Genomic DNA, 18,703 nt, shown 5'->3' with positions numbered 1-18,703 from the left:
CGGACCTGGCGATCAGCCCGCGGTCGGAACCGGGCGGAAATCGCGCACGAAGCGATCGAGCAGCCGCACCGTCGTCCCCGCCGCGCCGGACGGGACGGTCGGCTGGCTGTCGGTGCGCCAGGAGGTGCCCGCAATGTCCAGATGCGCCCAGGGCGTCGCCGGCGAGACGAAGGAGCCGATGAAATGCGCGCCCGCGCCCGCGCCCGGCGCATTTTCCGAAATGTCGCGAATGTCGGCGATCGGCGATTCCATCGCGCTGGCGTAACGCTCGTTGAGCGGCATGCGCCACAACAGCTCGCCGGAAGATTCTCCGGCGGTCAGCAACTGGCTGGCAAGCCCGTCGTGGCGGGAGAACAGGCCGGCATAATCGGAGCCCAGGGCGGTCACGATCGCCCCGGTCAGCGTCGCCACGTCGACGATCGCCGCCGGCCGGTAGCGCCGGTCGGCATAGGAGACGGCATCGGCCAGCACGATGCGGCCTTCCGCGTCGGTATTGAGCCGCTCGATCGTCCGGCCGCCATAGGCCGCCACCACGTCGCCAGGCCGGGCCGCGCCGCCGCCGGGCATGTTGTCGGCCAGCGCCGCGACCGCGACGACATGGACCGGCGCGCCGCTGCGCGCGAGGCTGAGCACGGCGCCGACCACCGCCGCCGCGCCGGCCATGTCGCCCTTCATCCGCCACATGTTGTTGGCCGGCTTGATCGAAATGCCGCCCGAATCGAAGGTGATGCCCTTGCCGGCCAGCACGATCGGCTGGCCCTGGGCGCCGCGCCCGCGATATTCGACGATCAGCATGCGGGGCGGGCGCTCCGAACCCATGCCCACCGACAGGATCGCGTTCATGCCCAGCCGCTGCATCTGCGGCACGTCCATCGCCTCGATGGTCACACCAGAAACCCCGCGGAACGCCTCGCGCGTGCGGGTTACGAAGGCTTCGGGCGACAGGATATTGGCGGGCTCGGTGATGAGGTCGCGCGCGAAATAGACGCCTTCGGACAGCGCCTCGCCCTGGCCGCGCCACTGGGCCTGCGCCTCGCGGGCGAGCGGTGTCACGACGGTGATCGGCGCATCCTGCCCGGCCCGGCGCGGACGATCCGGATTTTCCGAACGATAGCGATCGAAGCTGTAGCCGCCGAGGCGGGCGCCGACGCCGATCTGGACCAGGGCATTGGCGCTGTCGGCATAGCCGCCGGCGGCGATCGCCACCGGTCCGTCCTCACGCGCCGTCTCGCGCGCGGCGGTGCCCCCGACATTTTGCAGGCGCACATCCTCCGGCGCGTCGCCGGCCGTGCCGACCACCAGAATCTGCGACCAGGATCCGATGCCGCGCAGGCTCAGCGTGTTCGACACGCGATAGCGGAAATTGGCCGCGGTCAGCGCCCGCGACACGGCTTCGCGAGAGGCGGCGTCGAGCATCGTGCCGCGCGTCGCCAGCTCCTCGGCGCTGCCCAGCGGCAAAACCAGCACGCCCGACGACGGCGCCTCCGCCGAGAAAGCGACGGGCCGGGCCGCGAAAGCCGCCGTCGCGACAGTGGAAGCGAGAAGGGCGAGGGCGGCAAGGCGGCGCATTCGGGTCTCCGTCGATCGGTGGAAAGGCTCTGTTTGGCCGACCCGCGGAGCGCGCACAAGCCTCCCATTTTGCGGAATTTGCGGCTAAGCGGGTCGCTTCGATGCTGACTTTGCCCAATCTGCTCACCCTGTCGCGCATCCTGGCGGTGCCGATCCTGGTCTTCCTTCTGTGGAAACCGGGCTGGTTCGATTATGCGATCACCTTCGTGCTCTACTGCCTGGTCGGCATCACCGATTATTTCGACGGCTATCTCGCCCGCGCCCAGGGGACGGTGTCGCGGCTCGGCCAGTTCCTCGATCCGATCGCGGACAAGATCATGGTGGCGGCGGTGATCGTTTTGCTGGTCGCGCGCGCGCCGGCCGATCCGGGTTTCGGCGGGCCGATCATCGCCGATTGGCACCTGATTCCGGCGCTCGTCATTTTGCTGCGCGAGATCATCGTGTCGGGCCTGCGCGAATTTCTCGCCGGCCTGTCCGTGTCGGTTCCGGTCAGCCGCCTCGCCAAATGGAAGACGACCTTCCAGCTCGTGTCATTGGGCGCCCTCATCCTCGCCGGGGCGCTGCCGCACTGGCCCTGGGTGCTGCAGCTCGGTCTCGCCACCTTGTGGGCGGCGGCGGCGCTGACTTTGGTGACCGGCTGGGACTATCTGCGGGTCGGCCTCAAACACATGGATTGAGGGGCGGGCGGCCTCACAGATTGTCGCGATAGCGCCGGCTGCCGCCCAAAATCACGCCGCTCGCCATCCGGATCTCGAAATCGCCGCTCGGCCGCGTTTCGGTGCCCGTGACCGCCGCCTTGCGGACGATCCGGGAGCGCTGCACGCGCACGAAGCCGTGCGGGGCCAGCTCTTCCGCCAGCGCCGCCAGGGTCCGACGATGGAGCAGCGTCCCGAACGGGCCGTTGAGCTCGACATAATTGCCGGCCGCCTGCGCCCATTCCACGTCCTCCGGCGCCAGCCATGACGTCCGGCTGCCGTCGCGCACTTCGATGCGGAACGCATCGGCGACCGGAGCGGGCGCGGCATTGGGTCGCGTCACCCGCTCGAACAGCAGGAAGAACAGGACGACCAGCACATAGGTCACCAGGTCCTTGCGATATTCGTAGAGGAAGGCGCTGGCGATCGTTTCGCCATATCGGCTGCCGGCGAGCCAATAGATCAAGGTGCGCCCGGCCTGCATCAGCGTGACATGACCCAGCGAGACCGCGATGCTGGCCGCGACATGCGCGCCGATCGCCGGCAGCGGCCGCAGCTGCGGCGGACGCAGCCGCCGCGCGGCGAGGAAGATGAGCGGCGCGAGCAGCAGCCAGGCGGCGATGCTGGTCAGCTCCCAGGTCCAGGGCTCCCAGGTCGGGATCGGCTGGCCGCCGGCGGCGCGTTCGTCGATCACGCTGAAGGCGTTCACCACCGCCTGGAGAATCGCGATCAGCGCGAAAGCGAGCCAGGCCGCGGCGAAGCGTCCGCCGTCGCTGTGGCGCCAACCGCTCGTCATCCTCGCCCAACCGTTCGTCACACGCCTTTTCCGATCGTCCTCGCCGCGCCGCCGCCCATCCCCGGACGATGGCGCCGCCGCCGCGCCGCCGCCAGTCCCCTGGCGGAATGGCAGAAAGGGACGAAATCATGCAAGCGACGGATTATGTGGGCGGACGCCGCTATGGGCTGGACTGGCTCCGGATCGCGGCCTTCGGCCTGCTCATCGTCTATCATATCGGCATGTTCTTCGTGCCCTGGGGCTGGCATGTGCAGACCGCCCGGCCGCTGGACTGGGCGGCGCTGCCGATGCTGGCGCTCAATCCCTGGCGCCTCGCATTGCTCTTCCTGATCGCCGGCATCGCCTCGCGCGCTTTGCTCGCCAAGATGGGTGGGCAGGAGGGCTTCGCGCGCGAACGTTCGACGCGGCTGCTCATTCCCCTGATCGCCGGTATGGCCCTGTTCGTGGCACCCCAGGCCTGGGTCGAGCTGCGCGAGAAGAGCGGCTATGCGGCCGGCTTTTGGTCGTTCTGGATCACCGACTATTTCGAGTTCGGCGCGAGCCGGGGCCTCATCCTGCCGACCTACAACCATCTGTGGTTCGTCGCCTATCTGTGGGTCTACACCATGGCGCTGGCGCTGCTGGCCTTGGTGCCGGCGCGCGGTCGTGCGCTGATGCAGAAGGGCTTTGATCGGCTATTCGCCGGCTGGCGGCTGATCGCGTTGCCGGTCCTGTGGCTGTTCGTCGGGCGCATGCTTCTCTATCCCGCTTTCGGGGACACCCATGCGCTGGTCGACGATCTCTACGCGCACAGCGTCTATGCCTTCGCCTTCTTCTTCGGCGTCGGCCTGGCCCGTTCGCAGGCGCTGTGGGAGCGGATCGTCGGGTGGTGGAAGCCGGCGGCGTTGGCGGCGATCATCAGCTATCTCGGCTTCGCGGCGTTCTACGTCGTGCACGACATCCTGCCGTCCGCCGCCCCTTCGGCCTGGGAACTCGCTTTCGCCCGCTTCGCCCGCGCGGTGCAGGCATGGAGCGCGATCCTGGCGCTGCTCGGCATGGCCCAGCTTTTCCTGCACCGCGACGGGCCGGTGCGGCGCTATCTCACCGATGCGATCTTTCCTTATTATATCGCGCACCAGACCATCATCGTCCTTGCCGGCTATTGGCTGAAGCCGTTCGGGCTGGGCCCCGGGATGGAATTCGCGATCCTGCTGGTCGTCACGGTCGCGTGCTGCGCGCTGGCTTATGAAATCGCGCGGCGCTCCGCCTGGGCGCGGCCGCTGTTCGGGCTCAAGCCGGCCGCGTCACGCCGCCTTGAGTGCGTCGGCGAGCAGCCGGAACTCCTTCTCCCGCGGTGAGCCCTTGCGCCAGACCAGGGCGATCCGGCGGGTGGGATGCTCGGCGTCGAGGCGCCGGGCGACCACGCGGGTACCTTCCAATATTCCCGCCTGCACGGCCATTTCGGGGATGAGCGTCATGCCGAGCCCGTTATCGACCATCTGGACCAGGGTGTGCAGCGACGTGCCGAGGATCGACGCCTCGGCACGCAGTTCCGGACGGTTGCAGGCGGACAAGGCATGGTCCTTCAGGCAATGTCCGTCCTCGAGCAGCAGCAGGCTGTTCTCGTCGATGGCGGCCGCCGGGACGCAATCGGGCAGCCCATCCGCGCCGCCTGGCGGAAAGGCGACCATCAGCCGATCGTTGAACAAGGCGGCCGAATCGACCTCGCCGCAGGCGAAGGGCAAGGCGAGCAGGACGCAATCGAGCTTGCCACGGTGCAGCGCGTCGCATGCCGCTTGGCTGGGCTCCTCGCGCAGATAGAGCCTGAGGTCCGGCCATTGCTCGCGCAGGCGCGGCAGCAGGGTGGGCAGCAGGAAAGGTGCGATCGTCGGGATCACGCCCATGCGCAGTTCGCTGGCGAGCGGCTTGCCCGCCGCGCGCACCATGTCGGTCAGATCCTCGGCCTCGCGCAGGATGCGCTGCGCCTTGTCCGCCACCCGCTCGCCCAGCGGCGTGAAGCGCACGACGCGCCGGGTGCGCTCGACGAGCGTGACGCCGATCAGCGTCTCCAACTCCTTGATCCCGGCCGACAGGGTGGATTGCGTGACGAAACAGGCCTCCGCCGCGCGGCCGAAATGGCCGTGGGTCTTCAGGGCCACCAGATATTGCAGCTGCTTCAGCGTGGGGAGATGGACGTTCATCGCTCTGCTCGATCAATGCGGTCGATCTAATCAATTTGAACGATGATTCCCAGCCCTTATATGCGCTGCACAAGAGTTTTGATGCAGTGCACAAGAGGAGAAACGCGCGCATGCTTACCGTCGGCGACAAGCTTCCCGAACTCACCCTCCCGGTCCAGCAGGGCACATCCGCTTTGCCCGCCGGCGAGACGATCGATCTCGCCGAGACCAACGGCAAGTGGAAGATCCTGTTCTACTGGCCGAAGGACTTCACCTTCGTCTGCCCGACCGAGATCGTCGGCTATGGCGAGCTGGCCCGCGATTTCGCCGATCGCGACGCGGTGCTGATCGGCGCCTCGACCGACACCGCCCATGTCCACTTCGCGTGGCGCCGCTCGGACGCGCAGCTCGCCGGCGCGGACTTCCCGTGGATCGCCGACAATGGCGCGCGGCTCGCCGGCGCGCTCGGCATCCTCGACCAGGACGAGCATGTCGCCTTCCGCGCCACGTTCATCGTCGATCCGGACAATATCATCCAGCATGTCACGGTGAACGGCCTCAATGTCGGCCGCAATCCGGCCGAGACGCTGCGCATCCTCGATGCGCTGCAGACCGACGAATTGTGCCCGTGCAACTGGACGGCCGGCGAAGAGGTCCTGAGGCCGGCGGCCTAGGGTTCAGACCTCTGAGGGGTGCGGCGACCGCGAGTTGCCGCGCCCCTTTTTGCGAACCCCGCGCTGGGCTAAGCTGCGTGCGCGAGAACCAAGGAAATCCCCATGTCCCTCAAGGAATTCGCCGACGCCCTTCCCGAATATGCGAAGGACCTCCGGCTCAATATCGGCTCGCTGCTCGCTGATCAGACGCTCGGCGACGCGCGCAAATACGGCCTCATCCTCGCCTGCGCCCACGGCACCGGCTACAAGCCGATCGTCGCAGCCGCCGAAGCGGAAATCGCCGGCAAGCTCGACGATGCCTATGCCAATGCGGCGCGCGCTGCCGCCGCGGTCATGGCGATGAACAATGTCTATTACCGCTTCGTCCATCTCGCCTCCAACCCGGTTTACGAGACGCTGCCGGCGAAGCTGCGGATGAACTGCATCGGCAATCCCGGCATCGACAAGGCGGACTTCGAGCTGTTCAGCCTCGCGGTCAGCGCCCAGAACGGCTGCGGCATGTGCATCGATAGCCACGAACGCGTGCTGACCCAGCACGGCGTGAAGGCCGAAACGATCCAGGCCGCCGCCCGCATCGGCGCGGTGATGACGGCGGTGGCGACGGTCCACGCCACGCTGTGAGAAAGGGCGCGGCGCGGCGGTCAACCGCTCCGCGCCGGCAGCGTCCATTCGACCGCGAGTCCCGGCGCGGCGTCGCCGAAGCGCAGGCTCGATCCGTGCAGCTTGGCGACTGCGGCGACCAGCGAGAGACCCAGGCCGAAGCCGGGCACGGGCTCGGCCGCCGGCGCGCGGAAAAAGCGTTCGATGACTTTTTCGCGATGTTCCGACGGAATGCCCGGCCCGGTGTCGGCGACGCGCAGCGCGATGCCGTCGTCCGCCCGGCTCGCCGACAGCGCGATGCGCCCGCCCGGCGGGGTGAACTTGATCGCATTGTCGATCAGGTTGCTCACCGCCTGAAACAGCAGGTCGCGATCGCCCACGGTGGCGAGATCGCGCTCGACTTGCGTGTCGAGAATCAGGCCGCGCTCCTCGGCCTGAGGCGCATGATAGTCGGCGGCGTCCTCGATCAGCGCCGAAATATTCACCTCGCGCATTTCCGGCTGGTGGCGCTGGGCCTCGATGCGCGAGATGCGCAGCACTGCATCGAACATCCGTCCGAGCCGCTCCGCCTCGTCATTCGCGCTTTCGATCAGCGCCGCTTTTCGCTCCGGCGAAGCGGCCTGGAGCGCGTTGAGCTCGGCCTGGAGCCGGGTCAGGGGCGTACGAAGTTCGTGCGCGACATTGTCCGACACGCGCCGGACTGATTCGACCGAGGCTTCGATCCGCTCCAGCATCGCGTTCAGCGTCTCGCCCAATCGGTCGATATCGTCGCCGCTGCCGCGCACCGGTATGCGTTCCGAAAGATCGCCGGCCATCACCCGGCGCGCCGTTGCGCCGACCGCGTCGATCCGCCGCCCGATGGCGCGGCTCATCAGGCCGCCGCCGGCGATCACCAGCAGCGCCATCACCGGCATCAGCCACAGCGCGCCGACGCGGATGCCCTCGTCGAGATCGTCGATGTCCTGCACGTCGCGGCCGATCATCAGCCTGGCGCCGTCCGGCAGCCGGCGGTCGAGCACCAGCGCTTCGTGATCATATTCCTCGCCGTCGCGATAGATGTCGGCCTCGATCCGCAGCCAGCGCAGGTTGGGCTCGGGCGGCCAGCTCGGCAGGTTGGTGGCGAGCACCGTCCCGTCCGGCGCGATCAGCGCATGATAGGCCTGGCGCGGCGCGGGGAGGGTGGCCCGCCGTTCGAGCTTCACGACCAGCGCCTGTGCGCCTTGCTCCCGATACAGCATTTCGAACCGCGCGCTTTCGGCGGCCAGGCTGGCTTCGACCTGCTCGATCGGGCGCCGGATGCTGATCCAGTAGAAGAGCGCGAGCAGGATCGAGACGGAAAGCGTGAACAACGTCGCGTAAAGCAAAGCGAGCCGGAAAGAAAAGCTGGCGAGAAGCTTCACGCGCCGGTCCGCATCCGATAGCCCGCGCCGCGCACCGTCTCGATCAGCGGCGTGGCTGCCCCCCGCTCGACCTTCTGGCGCAGGCGACTGACATGCTGATCGACCACATTGGTCTGCGGATCGAAATGATAGTCCCAGACATGCTCCAGCAGCATTGATCGTGTCACCACCCGGCCGGCATGGCGGGCGAGATAGTCGAGGATGCGGAACTCGCGTGAAGTGAGCTCGATCCGTTGCCCGGCGCGCCGTACGATCCGGCCGAGCAAGTCGATCTCCAGGTCGGCGATGCGGATCACGGCCTGCTCGGCAAGGCCCGGCCCGCGCCGGCCGAGCGCTTCGGCGCGCGCCACCAGTTCGGACAGGGCGAAGGGCTTGGCGAGATAGTCGTCGCCGCCGGCGCGCAGCCCCTTCACCCGCTCGTCCGTGTCGCCCAGCGCGGACAGCAGCAGCACGGGCGTGGCATCGCCGGTCGCGCGGATCGTCTTGAGGATGGTGAGCCCGTCCAGCTGCGGCAGCATCCGGTCGAGGATGATGAGGTCATATTGCTCGGCTGTCGCCTGGATCAGACCGGCCTTGCCGTCCGCGACATGAGTCACGATGTGGCCCGCCTCGCGCAGCCCAGCACCGACATAATCGGCGACACGTTCGTCATCCTCGATCAGCAGGATCTGCATGTCCTCGCTTTGTCAGCCTTCCGCGCGCGGAGGAAGCGCATGGACGCGAACATGACGATTTTCAAATGTTGCGGCAATGCGACCGAAACGGTGTTGGGGCACGATCGCGCTATGTTCGCGCGCGAGAACAGCCTCTTCCTGGCGGCGATGATCCGCTTCCTGCTCTGGGCGACCCGCAATGCGGGGCGGCACGGCTAGGGGCCGTATTCGATCCAGCTGCGGGTCGCTTCGATCCGGGCGATCTCCTGCGCGCTCATCGCGGCGACGAAGCGGTTGCCCGAACCGGTGCCGCGCGCCAACACGTCGAGGCCGTCGTCGGTCGAGTGTTCGGCCGCCGCAAGCTCCCGGAGCGCGGCGAACTGGATGCGATCGCACGGATGATGCGCGGCGAAGCTCTCCACCAGGTCGCGTGCATTACCGCCGTCGTGATTGGCGGCGAGCGCCAACAGCGTTTCGCTCGGGGTGCGGGTCAGGATACCGGCGATCTCGCATGTCTTTACGTCGAACCGATACTGGCTGAGAAAAGGCTGACCCGGCGAGGCTTCCATGATGTTGATCGACACCGACATCTCGTCGGCGGGAAGCTGGTTGTGCACGTCCTTGTGCGCCCGATAGAGCATGACCTTGCCGGGATCGAGCTTCGCCTTCTCGACGAACCGCAGGTCCACTTTCTCGCCCGGCACGCCGACGACCTTGTCATACTCATATTCGTAATATTCGCTCCAATAGCCGGGGCCGAGATAGCCGACGGTCAGGAACGAGAAATTGTGATCGTGCGGCACCCCGTAGAAGAAGGGCGAGGCGCCGCTCGCCTTGAACAGGCTGTCGCGCGGGGAGGGCCAGAAATTGGCGCGGATGAAATATTTCTCGCTCGCCCTGTGCAGCATGATAACCTGTGGCGTGTAGTTGTTTTCCCGGCTCTGCTGGGTGCAGCGGTCCTTCAGTTCGGCGATCGCGATTTCGGCGAGAAACGCGCGATTGGCCGCGAGGCCCTTCAGCAACGGCCCCATCGCGGCGAAGCTGTCCTCGTCAGCTGGATCGAAGGCGGAGTCATTCAGCGCCGCGATCAGCTCGCCCAGTGCCAGCGGCGCGGCATCGCCACACTCGACGATTCGGGGCATCAGGCCGCTTCCTTCTCGCCAAGCCCGGCGCGCACCCGCTCGAGCGTCGCCTGCGCGGCGGCCCGCACGTCGGCATGCGGGTCGCGCGCGGTCATGGCGGTGAGGTGCGGCAAGGCGGCGCGCGCGTCGATCCCGATCAGCTCGCGCATTGCGTGCCAGCGCACGAAGAAGCGCGGATGATCGAGCAAGGTTGCAACCGCTCCGAAAGCGCCGTCATGGCCGAGCTTGCGCACCAGCGTGGCGATCATCTGCACGCGCGAATCCGCGTCGTCGGTCGCGCTGCTGCCGAGATAGGCGCCGGTAGCGGCGTCATATTCGACGGCCAACGGCGCCTGGTCCACCTTGATCGCCGCCTGGAGCAGCAGCAGATTGGCGCCCGCATGATCGACGACATAGCTCTGCGAGCGGCCGTCGATGACCAGGATTTCCCCATCCGAGATGCGACGGCGGTCGACCAGCCGGCAGCTGCCGGCGCCGGCCGCGGTAAAATCGTCGGCGATGCGCGGCGCTTCCCAGAATGAAAGCATCGCTCCGCCCCCATGGACGAATTTCAGCACGGTGATCTGACCGCTGAAGTTGATCGACCCGCCTTGCTTCCCTTGCTTGTGCGTGGCGAGCTCAAGCGCACGGGTAACGCCCGCGGCGACCATCACATGCGCGTCCTCATAGACGAGCAGCCCGGCATGGATGTCGTTCTTGAGCGCCCGAAACGGGGGCACGAAATAAGGATCGTCCCGCATGGCGTTCGCCAGCTCGCCGATCAGGACATCGATCCAGGCATCGTCGGCGAACATCGCCCGAAAGGCCTCGGCGATGGTTGCCGCGCTGATCGGGCTGGCATTGGCGACGGTCGCGACGAAATGCTGGTGGACAGACCCCCGGTTCCATTGCGCGCCGAGCGCGTCGATCTTCGCCTGAGTCGCGCGCTGCCGGATATGGTTCCCGAGCCAGAGCCGCAGTTCCTCGCCGACGATCATCGTCTTTCGAGCCTCTCTCAATATGCACGCCGACCCGGCGGCGGGACGAACGATCCGCGCCGCCGGGTCGGCCGCATGATCAGCGCTCTTTGTTAGAACGCGACGTAGATGGCGATGCCCGAGGCAACGCCAAGGCAGACCATGCCGCCAACTTCCTGTTGCTTGGTCGAACCGGCAATGGCGACTTCAGTGGCCAGTTCCGGAAGCTCCTCGACCTCCAATAGCTTCTTTTCCATCGTCACGCTTCCCTGTCTTTGTTTTGACAGGGTGGTTTTCGCAGCCAATCGTTTATACTTTGCTAAAATTTGGCTGCCTGGAAATAGACGGAAAGTTGTGACAAAGATCAGAAACCGTTGGTTTCCTGCTCCTCTCTAAATGCCTCGCGAAGCGTGACAAGCCGGTCGAGTTCGTTGCGGTCCCTTCGCATCGTGCGGATATAATGTACGAATCCGGCCGCTATGATCGCGATCGAAGCCAGGGCGACTCCGATCGGCAACCAGGGCTCGGAGGCGAACCTGGCGATCAGGCCGCTGCCCGGGCCTCGGTCGAGCATCGCGCCGAAGCCGATGCCGACCGACATTGCCGGAATGGTACCGATCAGTCCCAGCCGGGTGCGCTTCACCGTCGCCCGCAACCGGGCGATGGACTGATCGAGCATCTCCTCGGCGCTGCCGGTCAACGTCATCAGCTCGAGCTTTCTCAGGTGGCGCTGGCGGATGCTGCTGTAGAGCATCAGCCCGATCGCGGCGGCGCCCACCAGCAGCGTTTCCGGCTCGGGATTGGACAAGGCGAGTGTCATGACCACCATCGAAACGACGATCGCCAGCCCGACATCCATCGTCTGCGCGCGTCGTGCGCGCCGCGCGACCGTTTCGGCGGTGCGGCGCAGCGCTTCCATTTCGGCCGGATCGGGTTCCTGGCGCCACATGTCGCCGAGACGTTCGAGGTCGAAATCGGTCATCGGCTCTGCTCCAGCATGGCCTTGAGCGCCGCCTTGGCGCGCGACAGGCGCAATGCGAGTGCATTGGGGGCGATACTCAACATGTCCGCGATCTCCGCGTAACTGAAACCTTCGAGAACGAGCACGATCACTTCGCGCTGGGGCACCGGCAGTCGCCGCGTCGCTTCCAGCAGGGCGCGGCGCTCGCTGGCGTCAATCGCGCTTTCCTCCGGATTGGGGGCATCCGCCTCCAGCTTTTCGGGGATCTCGGCGGTGCGCGGCTGGCGCACCTGCTTGGCGACGAACGAGATCGCCCGGTTTTGCGCGATGCGGGCGATGAACGTCTTGAGGCTCGCATCGGCCCGGTAGCTGGGCAAGGCCTGCCACACGGCGAGCAATATCTGCTGGGTTAGATCCTCGCGCAGCGCCGGATCGGCCTCGTAGGTCATCGCGATGCGGGTGATCAGCGCGCCATGTTCGGCGACGATACGCTCGAACGGCGGCTGCTTGCCTTCAGCGATGTCCGATAAGGTGGCCACCCGTTCGCCTGCTCCCCGTCCGGGATTGTCGCACAAGATGGCGATCAATCACATAGACGAAGAACCGGGCAAGGCGCGCGTGTCATCAAGTCCCGCGAAGGAACAGATGCACGGGCAAATCTTGCGGGTTGGAGACGGTTAGCCCGAAAGGCCCAGCAGCCAGCGCGCGAGATCGACCGGCGTCACATCCGCATCGGGTGCGGTCCGGACCAGTTCGACGCGATGCGCCATGATCCAGCGCAGGCAGTCGCCGCGGCTTTCGAACAAAGGATAATTGTCGCGCGCCGGCCGCAGCGAAGCCTCGTCGATCAGGAAGCGGGCGCCGCGCCGGCAGCCGGGCGCACCGGGCCAGTCACACACCGGCGCGTGCACCGCCGGCACCCAATAGGTCTTCGCGCCGTCGAGCAGATCGACGTCCGCCTTGCGCATGGCCCCGTCCTCTCCCTGCTTCTATTGTCGAACCGGCGCGGCGGAGGGGTGGGGCGGTCCGCCGCGCCGGTCTTTTGTCGTTTCGATCTCAGGCGAGATCGAAACGATCCGCGTTCATCACTTTCGCCCAGGCCTTGACGAAGTCCTTCACGAACTTCTCCTCATGGCCCTTCTCGGCATAGACCTCGGCGATCGCGCGCAGCTCCGCATTGGAACCGAAGACGAGGTCGGCGCGGGTCGCGCGCCAGGTTTCGCCGCCGTTGGTGCGGTCGGTGGCGACATATTCTTCATCGCTGCTGCCATCGACCGCCTGCCAGACGTTCGTCATGTCGAGCAGATTGACGAAATAGTCGTTGGTGAGCTGGCCCGACCGCCTGGTGAAATGGCCGTGGCCGCGCTCGCCATGATTGGCGCCGAGCACGCGCAGGCCGCCGATCAGGACCGCAAGCTCCGGCGCCGACAGGCCGAGCAGGCTGGCGCGATCGAGCATCATCTCCTCGGTCTTCACCCGCAGCTTTTTGGGCAGATAGTTGCGAAATGCGTCGGCCTGCGGCTCGAGCACCGCGAAGCTGTCGACGTCGGTCTGTTCGTCGGTCGCATCGCCGCGCCCGCCGGTGAAGGGGACAGCGACGTTGAAGCCGGCATCCTTGATCGCCTTTTCGAGGCCGACCACGCCGCCGAGCACGATCGCGTCGGCCATCGACAGCGAGCCGCGCGCCTCGTCCAGCTTGGCGAGGACATTGGCCAGCATCGCCGGCTCGTTCACCTCCCAATCCTTCTGCGGCGCGAGGCGCAGGCGCCCGCCATTGGCGCCGCCGCGATGGTCCGACTTGCGGTAGGTCGAGGCCGAGGCCCAGGCGGTCTTGACGAGCTGACTTACCGTCAGGCCGCTCGCCGCGATCCGCTGCTTGGCGGCGGCGATATCGGCGTCGGACGGCATCGTCCCGGCGGGCACCGGATCCTGCCAGATCAGGTCTTCGGTCGGAACTTCCGGGCCGAGGTAACGGACCTTGGGGCCCATATCGCGGTGGCACAGCTTGAACCAGGCGCGGGCGAAGGCGTCCTTGAACGCCTCGTGATCGTTGCGGAACTTCTCGCTGATCGCGCGGAATTCCGGGTCCATCTTGAGCGCCATATCGGCGGTGGTCATCATCGTCGGAACCTTCCTGGAAGAATCCCAGGCCGCCGGGGCCATGTCCTCTTCCTTCTGGTTGACCGGCTGCCACTGCTGCGCGCCCGCAGGGCTGCGGACCAGTTCGTAGTCATAGTCGAGGAGCAGGCGGAAATAATTCTCGCTCCACGAGGTCGGCGTGTTCACCCACGAGCCTTCGATGCCGCTGGTCACGCTATGCTCGCCGATGCCGCCGCTCTCGTGGGCGCTGACCCAGCCGAAGCCCTGCGCGGCGAGATCGCCGCCCGCCGGCGCCGCGCCGAGCAGCGACGCATCGCCATTGCCGTGCGCCTTGCCGAAGGTGTGGCCGCCGGCGGTGAGCGCGACGGTCTCCTCGTGGTTCATCGCCATGCGCTCGAACGTCGCCTTCATGTCGCGCGCGGAGAGGAGCGGATCGGGATTGCCGCCCGGGCCTTCGGGATTGACGTAGATGAGGCCCATCTGGATCGCGGCGAGCGGGCCGTCGAGGTCCTCGAGGCCGCGGTCGGGATCGATGCGGGTCTGGACGCCCTCATTGACCCACTTGTCCTCGGTGCCCCAGTAAATGTCCTTCTCGGGCTCGTAGACGTCGGCGCGGCCGCCGCCGAAGCCGAAGACCGGCCCGCCCATCGATTCGATCGCGACATTGCCGGTGAGGATGAAGAGATCGGCCCAGCTGATCGCCTGGCCGTATTTCTGCTTGATCGGCCAGAGCAGACGGCGGGCCTTGTCGAGATTGCCGTTGTCCGGCCACGAATCGAGCGGCGCGAAGCGCTGCTGCCCCGAATTGGCGCCGCCGCGCCCGTCGCCGGTGCGGTAGGTGCCCGCCGCGTGCCAGGCCATGCGGATGAAGAAGGGACCGTAATGGCCGTAATCGGCCGGCCACCAGGGCTGGCTGTCGGTCATCAGGGCGGTGAGATCGGTTTTGAGCGCGGCATAATCCAGTCCCTTGAACGCCTCCGCATAATCGAAGTCCGCCCCCATCGGATTGGAGCTTCCGTTCGGCGCGAGAATGTCGAGGGCGAGCGCATCGGGCCACCAGTCGCGGTTGGTACGGCCCAGCAGCGAGCGGATGCCGCCATCGTTGTTCATCGGGCAGCCCATGGGGTCACCAGTCTTCGCGTCCATTTCTCTCTCCAATTCCATCCATGTCCGGCACCTGTCGCGCCGCTCTCCCGGAATAAGGAGAGCAACGATCATGCAGGGTGCAGGCTAGGCCCTCATTCTCACAGACGGAAACGATTAAAAGCGGTAAGTGTTATCGAGTGGGGCGATATTATTGCGCTGCGGCATACCTATGTGACGGTCGCGGCAGGGGCAGACGCAATCCTCGTCCAACCCCCGGCGATGGCAAGCGATCGCCTGCTCTGGAAATCCGCGCGGGCGCGGTTTATCTCTCATCCGGCAATTGCAAGGGCAACATCGTGTCTTCCAGCCTCCTGGCTTATCTCGATTCGATCAAGGCCCGCGATCCGGCGCCGCGCTCCCGCTGGGAAGTGCTGCTCTATCCCGGCGTCTGGGCGCTGGGCTTCCACCGCGCCGCGCACTGGCTGTTCAAGGGCGAGCTTTACTTCCTCGCCCGGCTGGTCAACCATCTGTCCCGGATGCTGACCGCGATCGACATTCACCCCGGGGCGGTGATCGGGCGCAACTTCTTCATCGACCACGGCTTCGTCGTGATCGGAGAGACCGCCGAGATCGGCGACGACGTCACCATCTACCAGCAGGTCACCCTGGGCGGCACCAATCCGACGGACGGCGTGCCCGGCAAGCGCCATCCCACGATCGGCGACGGCGCGATCATCGGCTCCGGCGCGCAGGTGCTTGGTCCGATCACGGTCGGCGCGCGCGCGCGGATCGGCGCCAATTCGGTCGTGACGAAGGACGTGCCGCCGGGCGCGACGATGGTCGGCATCCCGGCCCGCTCCACTTTGGTCGATGCCGGGCAGAGCAGCCAGGCGAGCTTCCTGCCTTACGGCACGCCCTGTTCGGAAATCTACGATCCGGCGACGCAGAAGCTGGAAATCCTGCAGTGCGAGATCGAGCAGCTCAGGAAGCGGCTCGCCGAGCTGATCGCGGAGCGCGACCAGGCGGCCGGGGAGGGCGATCTGAAGGATCGCGACGTCAAGAAGAGCAAGGGCCGCGCCTGATGGGGACGGTCCTGCCATTTCCGGGACCGTCATCCGAAATGCAGGTGGGTTTCGACCGGTTCGAGCTGAACCGGATCGTCGATCTCTACGGCCGCATGGTCGCCGCCGGCCTGTGGAAGGATTATGCGATCGAGTTCCGGCCCGACGCGGCGAGCTTCTGGGCCTTTCGCCGCGCCGCCGAGCGCCCCGAATATCGCATCGAGAAGCGCCCCGCGCTGCGCGGCCGGCAGGGCGTGTGGGCGCTGATCGGCGAGGCCGGGCAGGTGCTGCGGCGCGGGGCCGAGCTCGGCCCCGTCCTCGCCCCGATCGAGCGCCGGCTGCTCAAGCTGGTGGGCGAGGGCGGCTAGGCCGCCGCCGTCCGGTCCACCACCGGCAGCCGCAGCTTCAGCCCGTCCGGCAGCGGCGTCACCACCGCGCGCCGCGCGCTGGTCCAGAAGGCCGAGAGCAGCAGCAGCGCCGAGCCGATGACCAAGGCGGTGAGCGCCACGCTCAATTCGACCGCGCCATAGGTCTCGAACAGGCTGTTGAGCGCATAGAGCACATAAGCGAGCGCCGAGACGAGCAGGGCCCGCCGGTCCACCGCCAGGGCGACCAGCCCGAGCAGGACGTAGAGCAGGATCGCCGTCGCCGCGCCCATCGTCGAAACGTGACCTTCGTTGAGCCCGAGCAGCGAGAAGATCGGATGGACGATCAGCGGCGCGGCGAGCAGGTGCAGCCAGAAGGCGACGTCGGACCGTCGCGTCTCGCGCCTGGGATCGCTGCCGTCCCACCGCATCGCCAGCACGAAGGTGCCGACGCCGAGCAGCAGGGCGACGGACAGCATCACCGTCTCGATTCGCTCCTGCTGTGCAAAGGAGAGATCGCCGCCGCCGCCGCTCCCGACCAGCACGGAAGCGATCAGCCCGAGGATCACCGCGACGCCGGCCGCCGCGCCGGCGGCGACCGTGACCGGCACATGGAAGCGCCGCCAGTGCGCCCAGGTGGCGCCGCAGGCGATCGCGGCCGCGAAGGCCATGACCAGGGCGACCGCCTGGCCGTTATTATCGAACCGGTCGTCGCCGATCATCGTCACCGCGCCGACCAGCACGGTGAAGAACACGCCGCCGGTGAAGGCGAGCAGCAGCAGGATGCTGGGCAAGGCCATGCGGCGCTTGCGGGTGAAGAATTCGGCAAGGCCCCAAGCGGTTGCGGCGACGAACAGGCCGGCGAAGAGCGAAGGTCCGTCGCCGTCGAGACGCGGCGGAATCGTCTGGCCGATCCAGCCGATCGCGACCAGCAGGATCGCGGCGGCGATGCCGACGAAAATGTCGTTGAAACCGGTGAGCAACCGGAAATGCTCTTCGTCCACAGCCGGCATCCGCCGTTCCGCAGCGATGAAGTCGCGGAACTGAGCCGCCTGCTCCGCCGTCAGCGCGCCGCCGCTCACCGCGGCATCGAGATCGCTCTCGCTGTACATATCCGTTTCCTCCCCGTTTGCGGCACGCTTAGCACGGGTGTTGTATTTATACAATACACCTGTGCTGGCGAGGAGAAGGCGGCATCATTGCCCCTGCAGCCGCTGCAGGATCGTCATCGCCTGCTCCGCGCCGGACTGCGGCACGATCTCGCCGGCACGCTCGGTGATCGCGGCCCAGTTCGCCGCCACCGCCTCCGGCGTCGCCTCGTCGAGCGCGACGCCTCGCGTCAGCGTCACATAGGCGGCCTGGACGACGCCCGCGCCGGCGCCGAGGATGGCGCCCGTCGGCGCGTCCTCGCTCACCAGGAACAAGGCGGCGGGCGCGACCAACTCGGGCCTGAACCGCTCCAGCAATTCGGGCGGGAAGATGTCCTCGGTCATCCGCGTCGCCGCCGTCGGGGCGATCGTGTTGACCTTCACATTGTACTTGGCGCCCTCCAGCGCGAGCGTCTTGGCGAGGCCGGCGAGGCCGAGCTTGGCGGCGCCGTAATTGGCCTGGCCGAAATTGCCGTAGAGCCCGGTCGAGCTCGCCGTCATCAGGATGCGGCCATAAGCCTGTTCGCGCATCAGATCCCACACCGCCTTGGTGCAATTGGCCGAGCCGTTGAGATGCACGTCGACGACGAAGCGGAAATCCTCGGGCGTCATCTTGGCGAAGCTCTTGTCGCGCAGCACGCCGGCATTGTTGATCAGGATGTGGACGCCGCCCCAGGTATCCTTGGCCCTGGCGACCATTTCCTCCATCTGCGCATAATCGGTGACGCTGCCGCCGTTCGGCATGGCGGTGCCGCCCGCCGCCTCGATCTCCTCGACGACCTTCAGCGCCGCGTCGCTATGGCCGGTGCCGTCGCGTGCCACGCCCAGATCGTTGACGACGACCTTCGCGCCGCGCCGCGCCAGCTCGAGCGCGTAAGCGCGGCCCAGGCCGCCGCCCGCGCCGGTGACGATCGCGACGCGATCGGTGAAGTCGATGGTCATGAAAATCCCCTACTCCGCGCTTGCCAGTTTAACGCGGAGTAGGGGATCGGGGCCCGGGCGGAAAGCCCGGTATTACGAACGCGGCGCGCGGGTGCGGCTTCGCTCGTAGGTCTGGGTGCAGCGATCCGTGACCTCGCGCGTGCAGGGCGGCATTTCGCCTTGCGCGGGTTGCGGCGTGAACACCTGCTGCTGGTTGGGGCTGAGCACCACCTGCGCGCCCGGCGGGACGCTGAACGGCTGGTTGGCGCCGCCGGGGGCGGTGGCGGGCGTGGACACGACAGGGATGCCGCGCGCGTCGCGCTCGGGCGCCTGGGCGGGTGCATCGGTCTGGGCGATGGCGGCGGCGCTCATGGTCAGCGCGGCCGCGCACAACAGGATCTTCACGTCTGTCCTCCT

Annotated in this window: 22 protein-coding genes; 7 read left to right on the top strand and 15 right to left on the bottom strand. The window is 67.1% G+C overall.

Annotated elements, in window-relative coordinates:
- Nucleotides 1-12: 12 nt before the first annotated feature.
- Complete coding sequence (locus tag KF780_11270; GenBank protein ID MBX3562379.1) at nt 13-1,569, bottom strand: leucyl aminopeptidase; 1,557 nt, start codon at nt 1,567-1,569, stop codon at nt 13-15.
- Nucleotides 1,570-1,670: 101 nt separating this feature from the next.
- On the opposite strand from KF780_11270, the gene pgsA reads away from it, so the two are divergent.
- Nucleotides 1,671-2,246: a CDP-diacylglycerol--glycerol-3-phosphate 3-phosphatidyltransferase gene (gene pgsA, locus KF780_11265; GenBank protein MBX3562378.1), complete on the top strand. Its 576-nt coding sequence runs from the start codon at nt 1,671-1,673 to the stop codon at nt 2,244-2,246.
- 13 nt (nt 2,247-2,259) lie between these two features.
- On the opposite strand, the gene KF780_11260 is transcribed toward pgsA, so the two are convergent.
- On the bottom strand, nt 2,260-3,060 hold the full coding sequence (locus tag KF780_11260) for a LytTR family transcriptional regulator (protein ID MBX3562377.1): 801 nt from the start codon (nt 3,058-3,060) through the stop codon (nt 2,260-2,262).
- 128 nt (nt 3,061-3,188) lie between these two features.
- On the opposite strand from KF780_11260, the gene KF780_11255 reads away from it, so the two are divergent.
- A complete protein-coding gene (locus KF780_11255) occupies nt 3,189-4,397 on the top strand; it encodes an acyltransferase family protein (GenBank protein ID MBX3562376.1) in 1,209 nt (402 codons plus the stop codon).
- Here the strand turns inward: KF780_11255 and KF780_11250 are convergent.
- Nucleotides 4,344-5,240 carry a hydrogen peroxide-inducible genes activator gene (locus KF780_11250; protein ID MBX3562375.1) on the bottom strand — a complete coding sequence of 299 codons (897 nt, stop codon included), beginning with the start codon at nt 5,238-5,240 and terminating at the stop codon, nt 4,344-4,346. The two genes, KF780_11255 and KF780_11250, sit on opposite strands and share 54 nt — an antisense overlap.
- 110 nt (nt 5,241-5,350) lie before the next feature.
- Here KF780_11250 and KF780_11245 point away from each other — a divergent pair, with 110 nt between their 5' ends.
- Both KF780_11245 and KF780_11240 read left to right on the top strand, forming a co-directional pair.
- Nucleotides 5,351-5,893, top strand: a complete 543-nt coding sequence (locus KF780_11245) for a peroxiredoxin (protein MBX3562374.1) — start codon at nt 5,351-5,353, stop codon at nt 5,891-5,893.
- A 102-nt stretch (nt 5,894-5,995) separates the two neighbouring features.
- On the top strand, nt 5,996-6,514 hold the full coding sequence (locus tag KF780_11240) for a carboxymuconolactone decarboxylase family protein (protein MBX3562373.1): 519 nt from the start codon (nt 5,996-5,998) through the stop codon (nt 6,512-6,514).
- A gap of 20 nt (nt 6,515-6,534) precedes the next feature.
- Here KF780_11240 and KF780_11235 read toward each other — a convergent pair whose 3' ends face one another.
- Together KF780_11235 and KF780_11230 are read right to left on the bottom strand one after the other, a co-directional pair.
- The gene (locus KF780_11235; protein ID MBX3562372.1) at nt 6,535-7,893 is read right to left on the bottom strand and encodes a HAMP domain-containing histidine kinase; all 1,359 of its coding nucleotides are present in this window, start codon (nt 7,891-7,893) and stop codon (nt 6,535-6,537) included.
- A complete protein-coding gene (locus KF780_11230) occupies nt 7,890-8,567 on the bottom strand; it encodes a response regulator transcription factor (protein ID MBX3562371.1) in 678 nt (225 codons plus the stop codon). Before KF780_11230 ends, KF780_11235 begins: the two co-directional genes overlap by 4 nt.
- Before the next feature lie 51 nt (nt 8,568-8,618).
- Here KF780_11230 and KF780_11225 point away from each other — a divergent pair, with 51 nt between their 5' ends.
- Nucleotides 8,619-8,765 (top strand): hypothetical protein, encoded by a 147-nt coding sequence (locus KF780_11225; GenBank protein ID MBX3562370.1) that lies wholly within the window; start codon nt 8,619-8,621, stop codon nt 8,763-8,765.
- Here KF780_11225 and KF780_11220 read toward each other — a convergent pair.
- From KF780_11220 to katG, 7 genes are all read right to left on the bottom strand, one after another.
- Complete coding sequence (locus tag KF780_11220; GenBank protein MBX3562369.1) at nt 8,762-9,688, bottom strand: transposase; 927 nt, start codon at nt 9,686-9,688, stop codon at nt 8,762-8,764. The two genes, KF780_11225 and KF780_11220, sit on opposite strands and share 4 nt — an antisense overlap.
- The gene (locus tag KF780_11215; GenBank protein MBX3562368.1) at nt 9,688-10,686 is read right to left on the bottom strand and encodes a HEAT repeat domain-containing protein; all 999 of its coding nucleotides are present in this window, start codon (nt 10,684-10,686) and stop codon (nt 9,688-9,690) included. Before KF780_11215 ends, KF780_11220 begins: the two co-directional genes overlap by 1 nt.
- Nucleotides 10,687-10,757: 71 nt before the next feature.
- Nucleotides 10,758-10,949, bottom strand: a complete 192-nt coding sequence (locus tag KF780_11210; GenBank protein MBX3562367.1) for a hypothetical protein — start codon at nt 10,947-10,949, stop codon at nt 10,758-10,760.
- A gap of 59 nt (nt 10,950-11,008) precedes the next feature.
- Nucleotides 11,009-11,626, bottom strand: coding sequence for a hypothetical protein (locus KF780_11205; protein MBX3562366.1), 618 nt, complete (start codon nt 11,624-11,626; stop codon nt 11,009-11,011).
- The gene (locus KF780_11200; GenBank protein ID MBX3562365.1) at nt 11,623-12,144 is read right to left on the bottom strand and encodes a sigma-70 family RNA polymerase sigma factor; all 522 of its coding nucleotides are present in this window, start codon (nt 12,142-12,144) and stop codon (nt 11,623-11,625) included. Before KF780_11200 ends, KF780_11205 begins: the two co-directional genes overlap by 4 nt.
- Nucleotides 12,145-12,282: 138 nt before the next feature.
- The gene (locus KF780_11195) at nt 12,283-12,573 is read right to left on the bottom strand and encodes a hypothetical protein (protein MBX3562364.1); all 291 of its coding nucleotides are present in this window, start codon (nt 12,571-12,573) and stop codon (nt 12,283-12,285) included.
- 88 nt (nt 12,574-12,661) lie between these two features.
- Nucleotides 12,662-14,851 (bottom strand): catalase/peroxidase HPI, encoded by a 2,190-nt coding sequence (katG, locus tag KF780_11190; protein MBX3562363.1) that lies wholly within the window; start codon nt 14,849-14,851, stop codon nt 12,662-12,664.
- 296 nt (nt 14,852-15,147) lie between these two features.
- Here katG and KF780_11185 point away from each other — a divergent pair, with 296 nt between their 5' ends.
- Both KF780_11185 and KF780_11180 read left to right on the top strand, forming a co-directional pair.
- Nucleotides 15,148-15,873 (top strand): serine acetyltransferase, encoded by a 726-nt coding sequence (locus KF780_11185; GenBank protein ID MBX3562362.1) that lies wholly within the window; start codon nt 15,148-15,150, stop codon nt 15,871-15,873.
- Entirely contained in the window at nt 15,873-16,220 is a 348-nt protein-coding gene (locus tag KF780_11180; GenBank protein ID MBX3562361.1) for a DUF2794 domain-containing protein, read from the top strand. The genes KF780_11185 and KF780_11180 overlap by 1 nt, the downstream gene beginning before the upstream one ends.
- Here KF780_11180 and KF780_11175 read toward each other — a convergent pair.
- The 3 genes from KF780_11175 to KF780_11165 all read right to left on the bottom strand — a co-directional run bounded on the left by KF780_11175 (nt 16,217) and on the right by KF780_11165 (nt 18,691).
- Complete coding sequence (locus KF780_11175; protein MBX3562360.1) at nt 16,217-17,329, bottom strand: hypothetical protein; 1,113 nt, start codon at nt 17,327-17,329, stop codon at nt 16,217-16,219. The two genes, KF780_11180 and KF780_11175, sit on opposite strands and share 4 nt — an antisense overlap.
- Nucleotides 17,330-17,413: 84 nt before the next feature.
- Complete coding sequence (locus tag KF780_11170; GenBank protein ID MBX3562359.1) at nt 17,414-18,307, bottom strand: SDR family NAD(P)-dependent oxidoreductase; 894 nt, start codon at nt 18,305-18,307, stop codon at nt 17,414-17,416.
- A 72-nt stretch (nt 18,308-18,379) separates the two neighbouring features.
- Complete coding sequence (locus KF780_11165; protein MBX3562358.1) at nt 18,380-18,691, bottom strand: hypothetical protein; 312 nt, start codon at nt 18,689-18,691, stop codon at nt 18,380-18,382.
- Between the last annotated feature and the right edge of the window lie 12 nt (nt 18,692-18,703).

Origin of the sequence: Sphingomonas sp. (genome assembly GCA_019635535.1) — a bacterium.
Taxonomy (GTDB): domain Bacteria; phylum Pseudomonadota; class Alphaproteobacteria; order Sphingomonadales; family Sphingomonadaceae; genus Allosphingosinicella.
The sequence above is the reverse complement of the archived record's forward strand: the minus strand, read 5'-3'. Positions and strand labels throughout refer to the sequence as shown.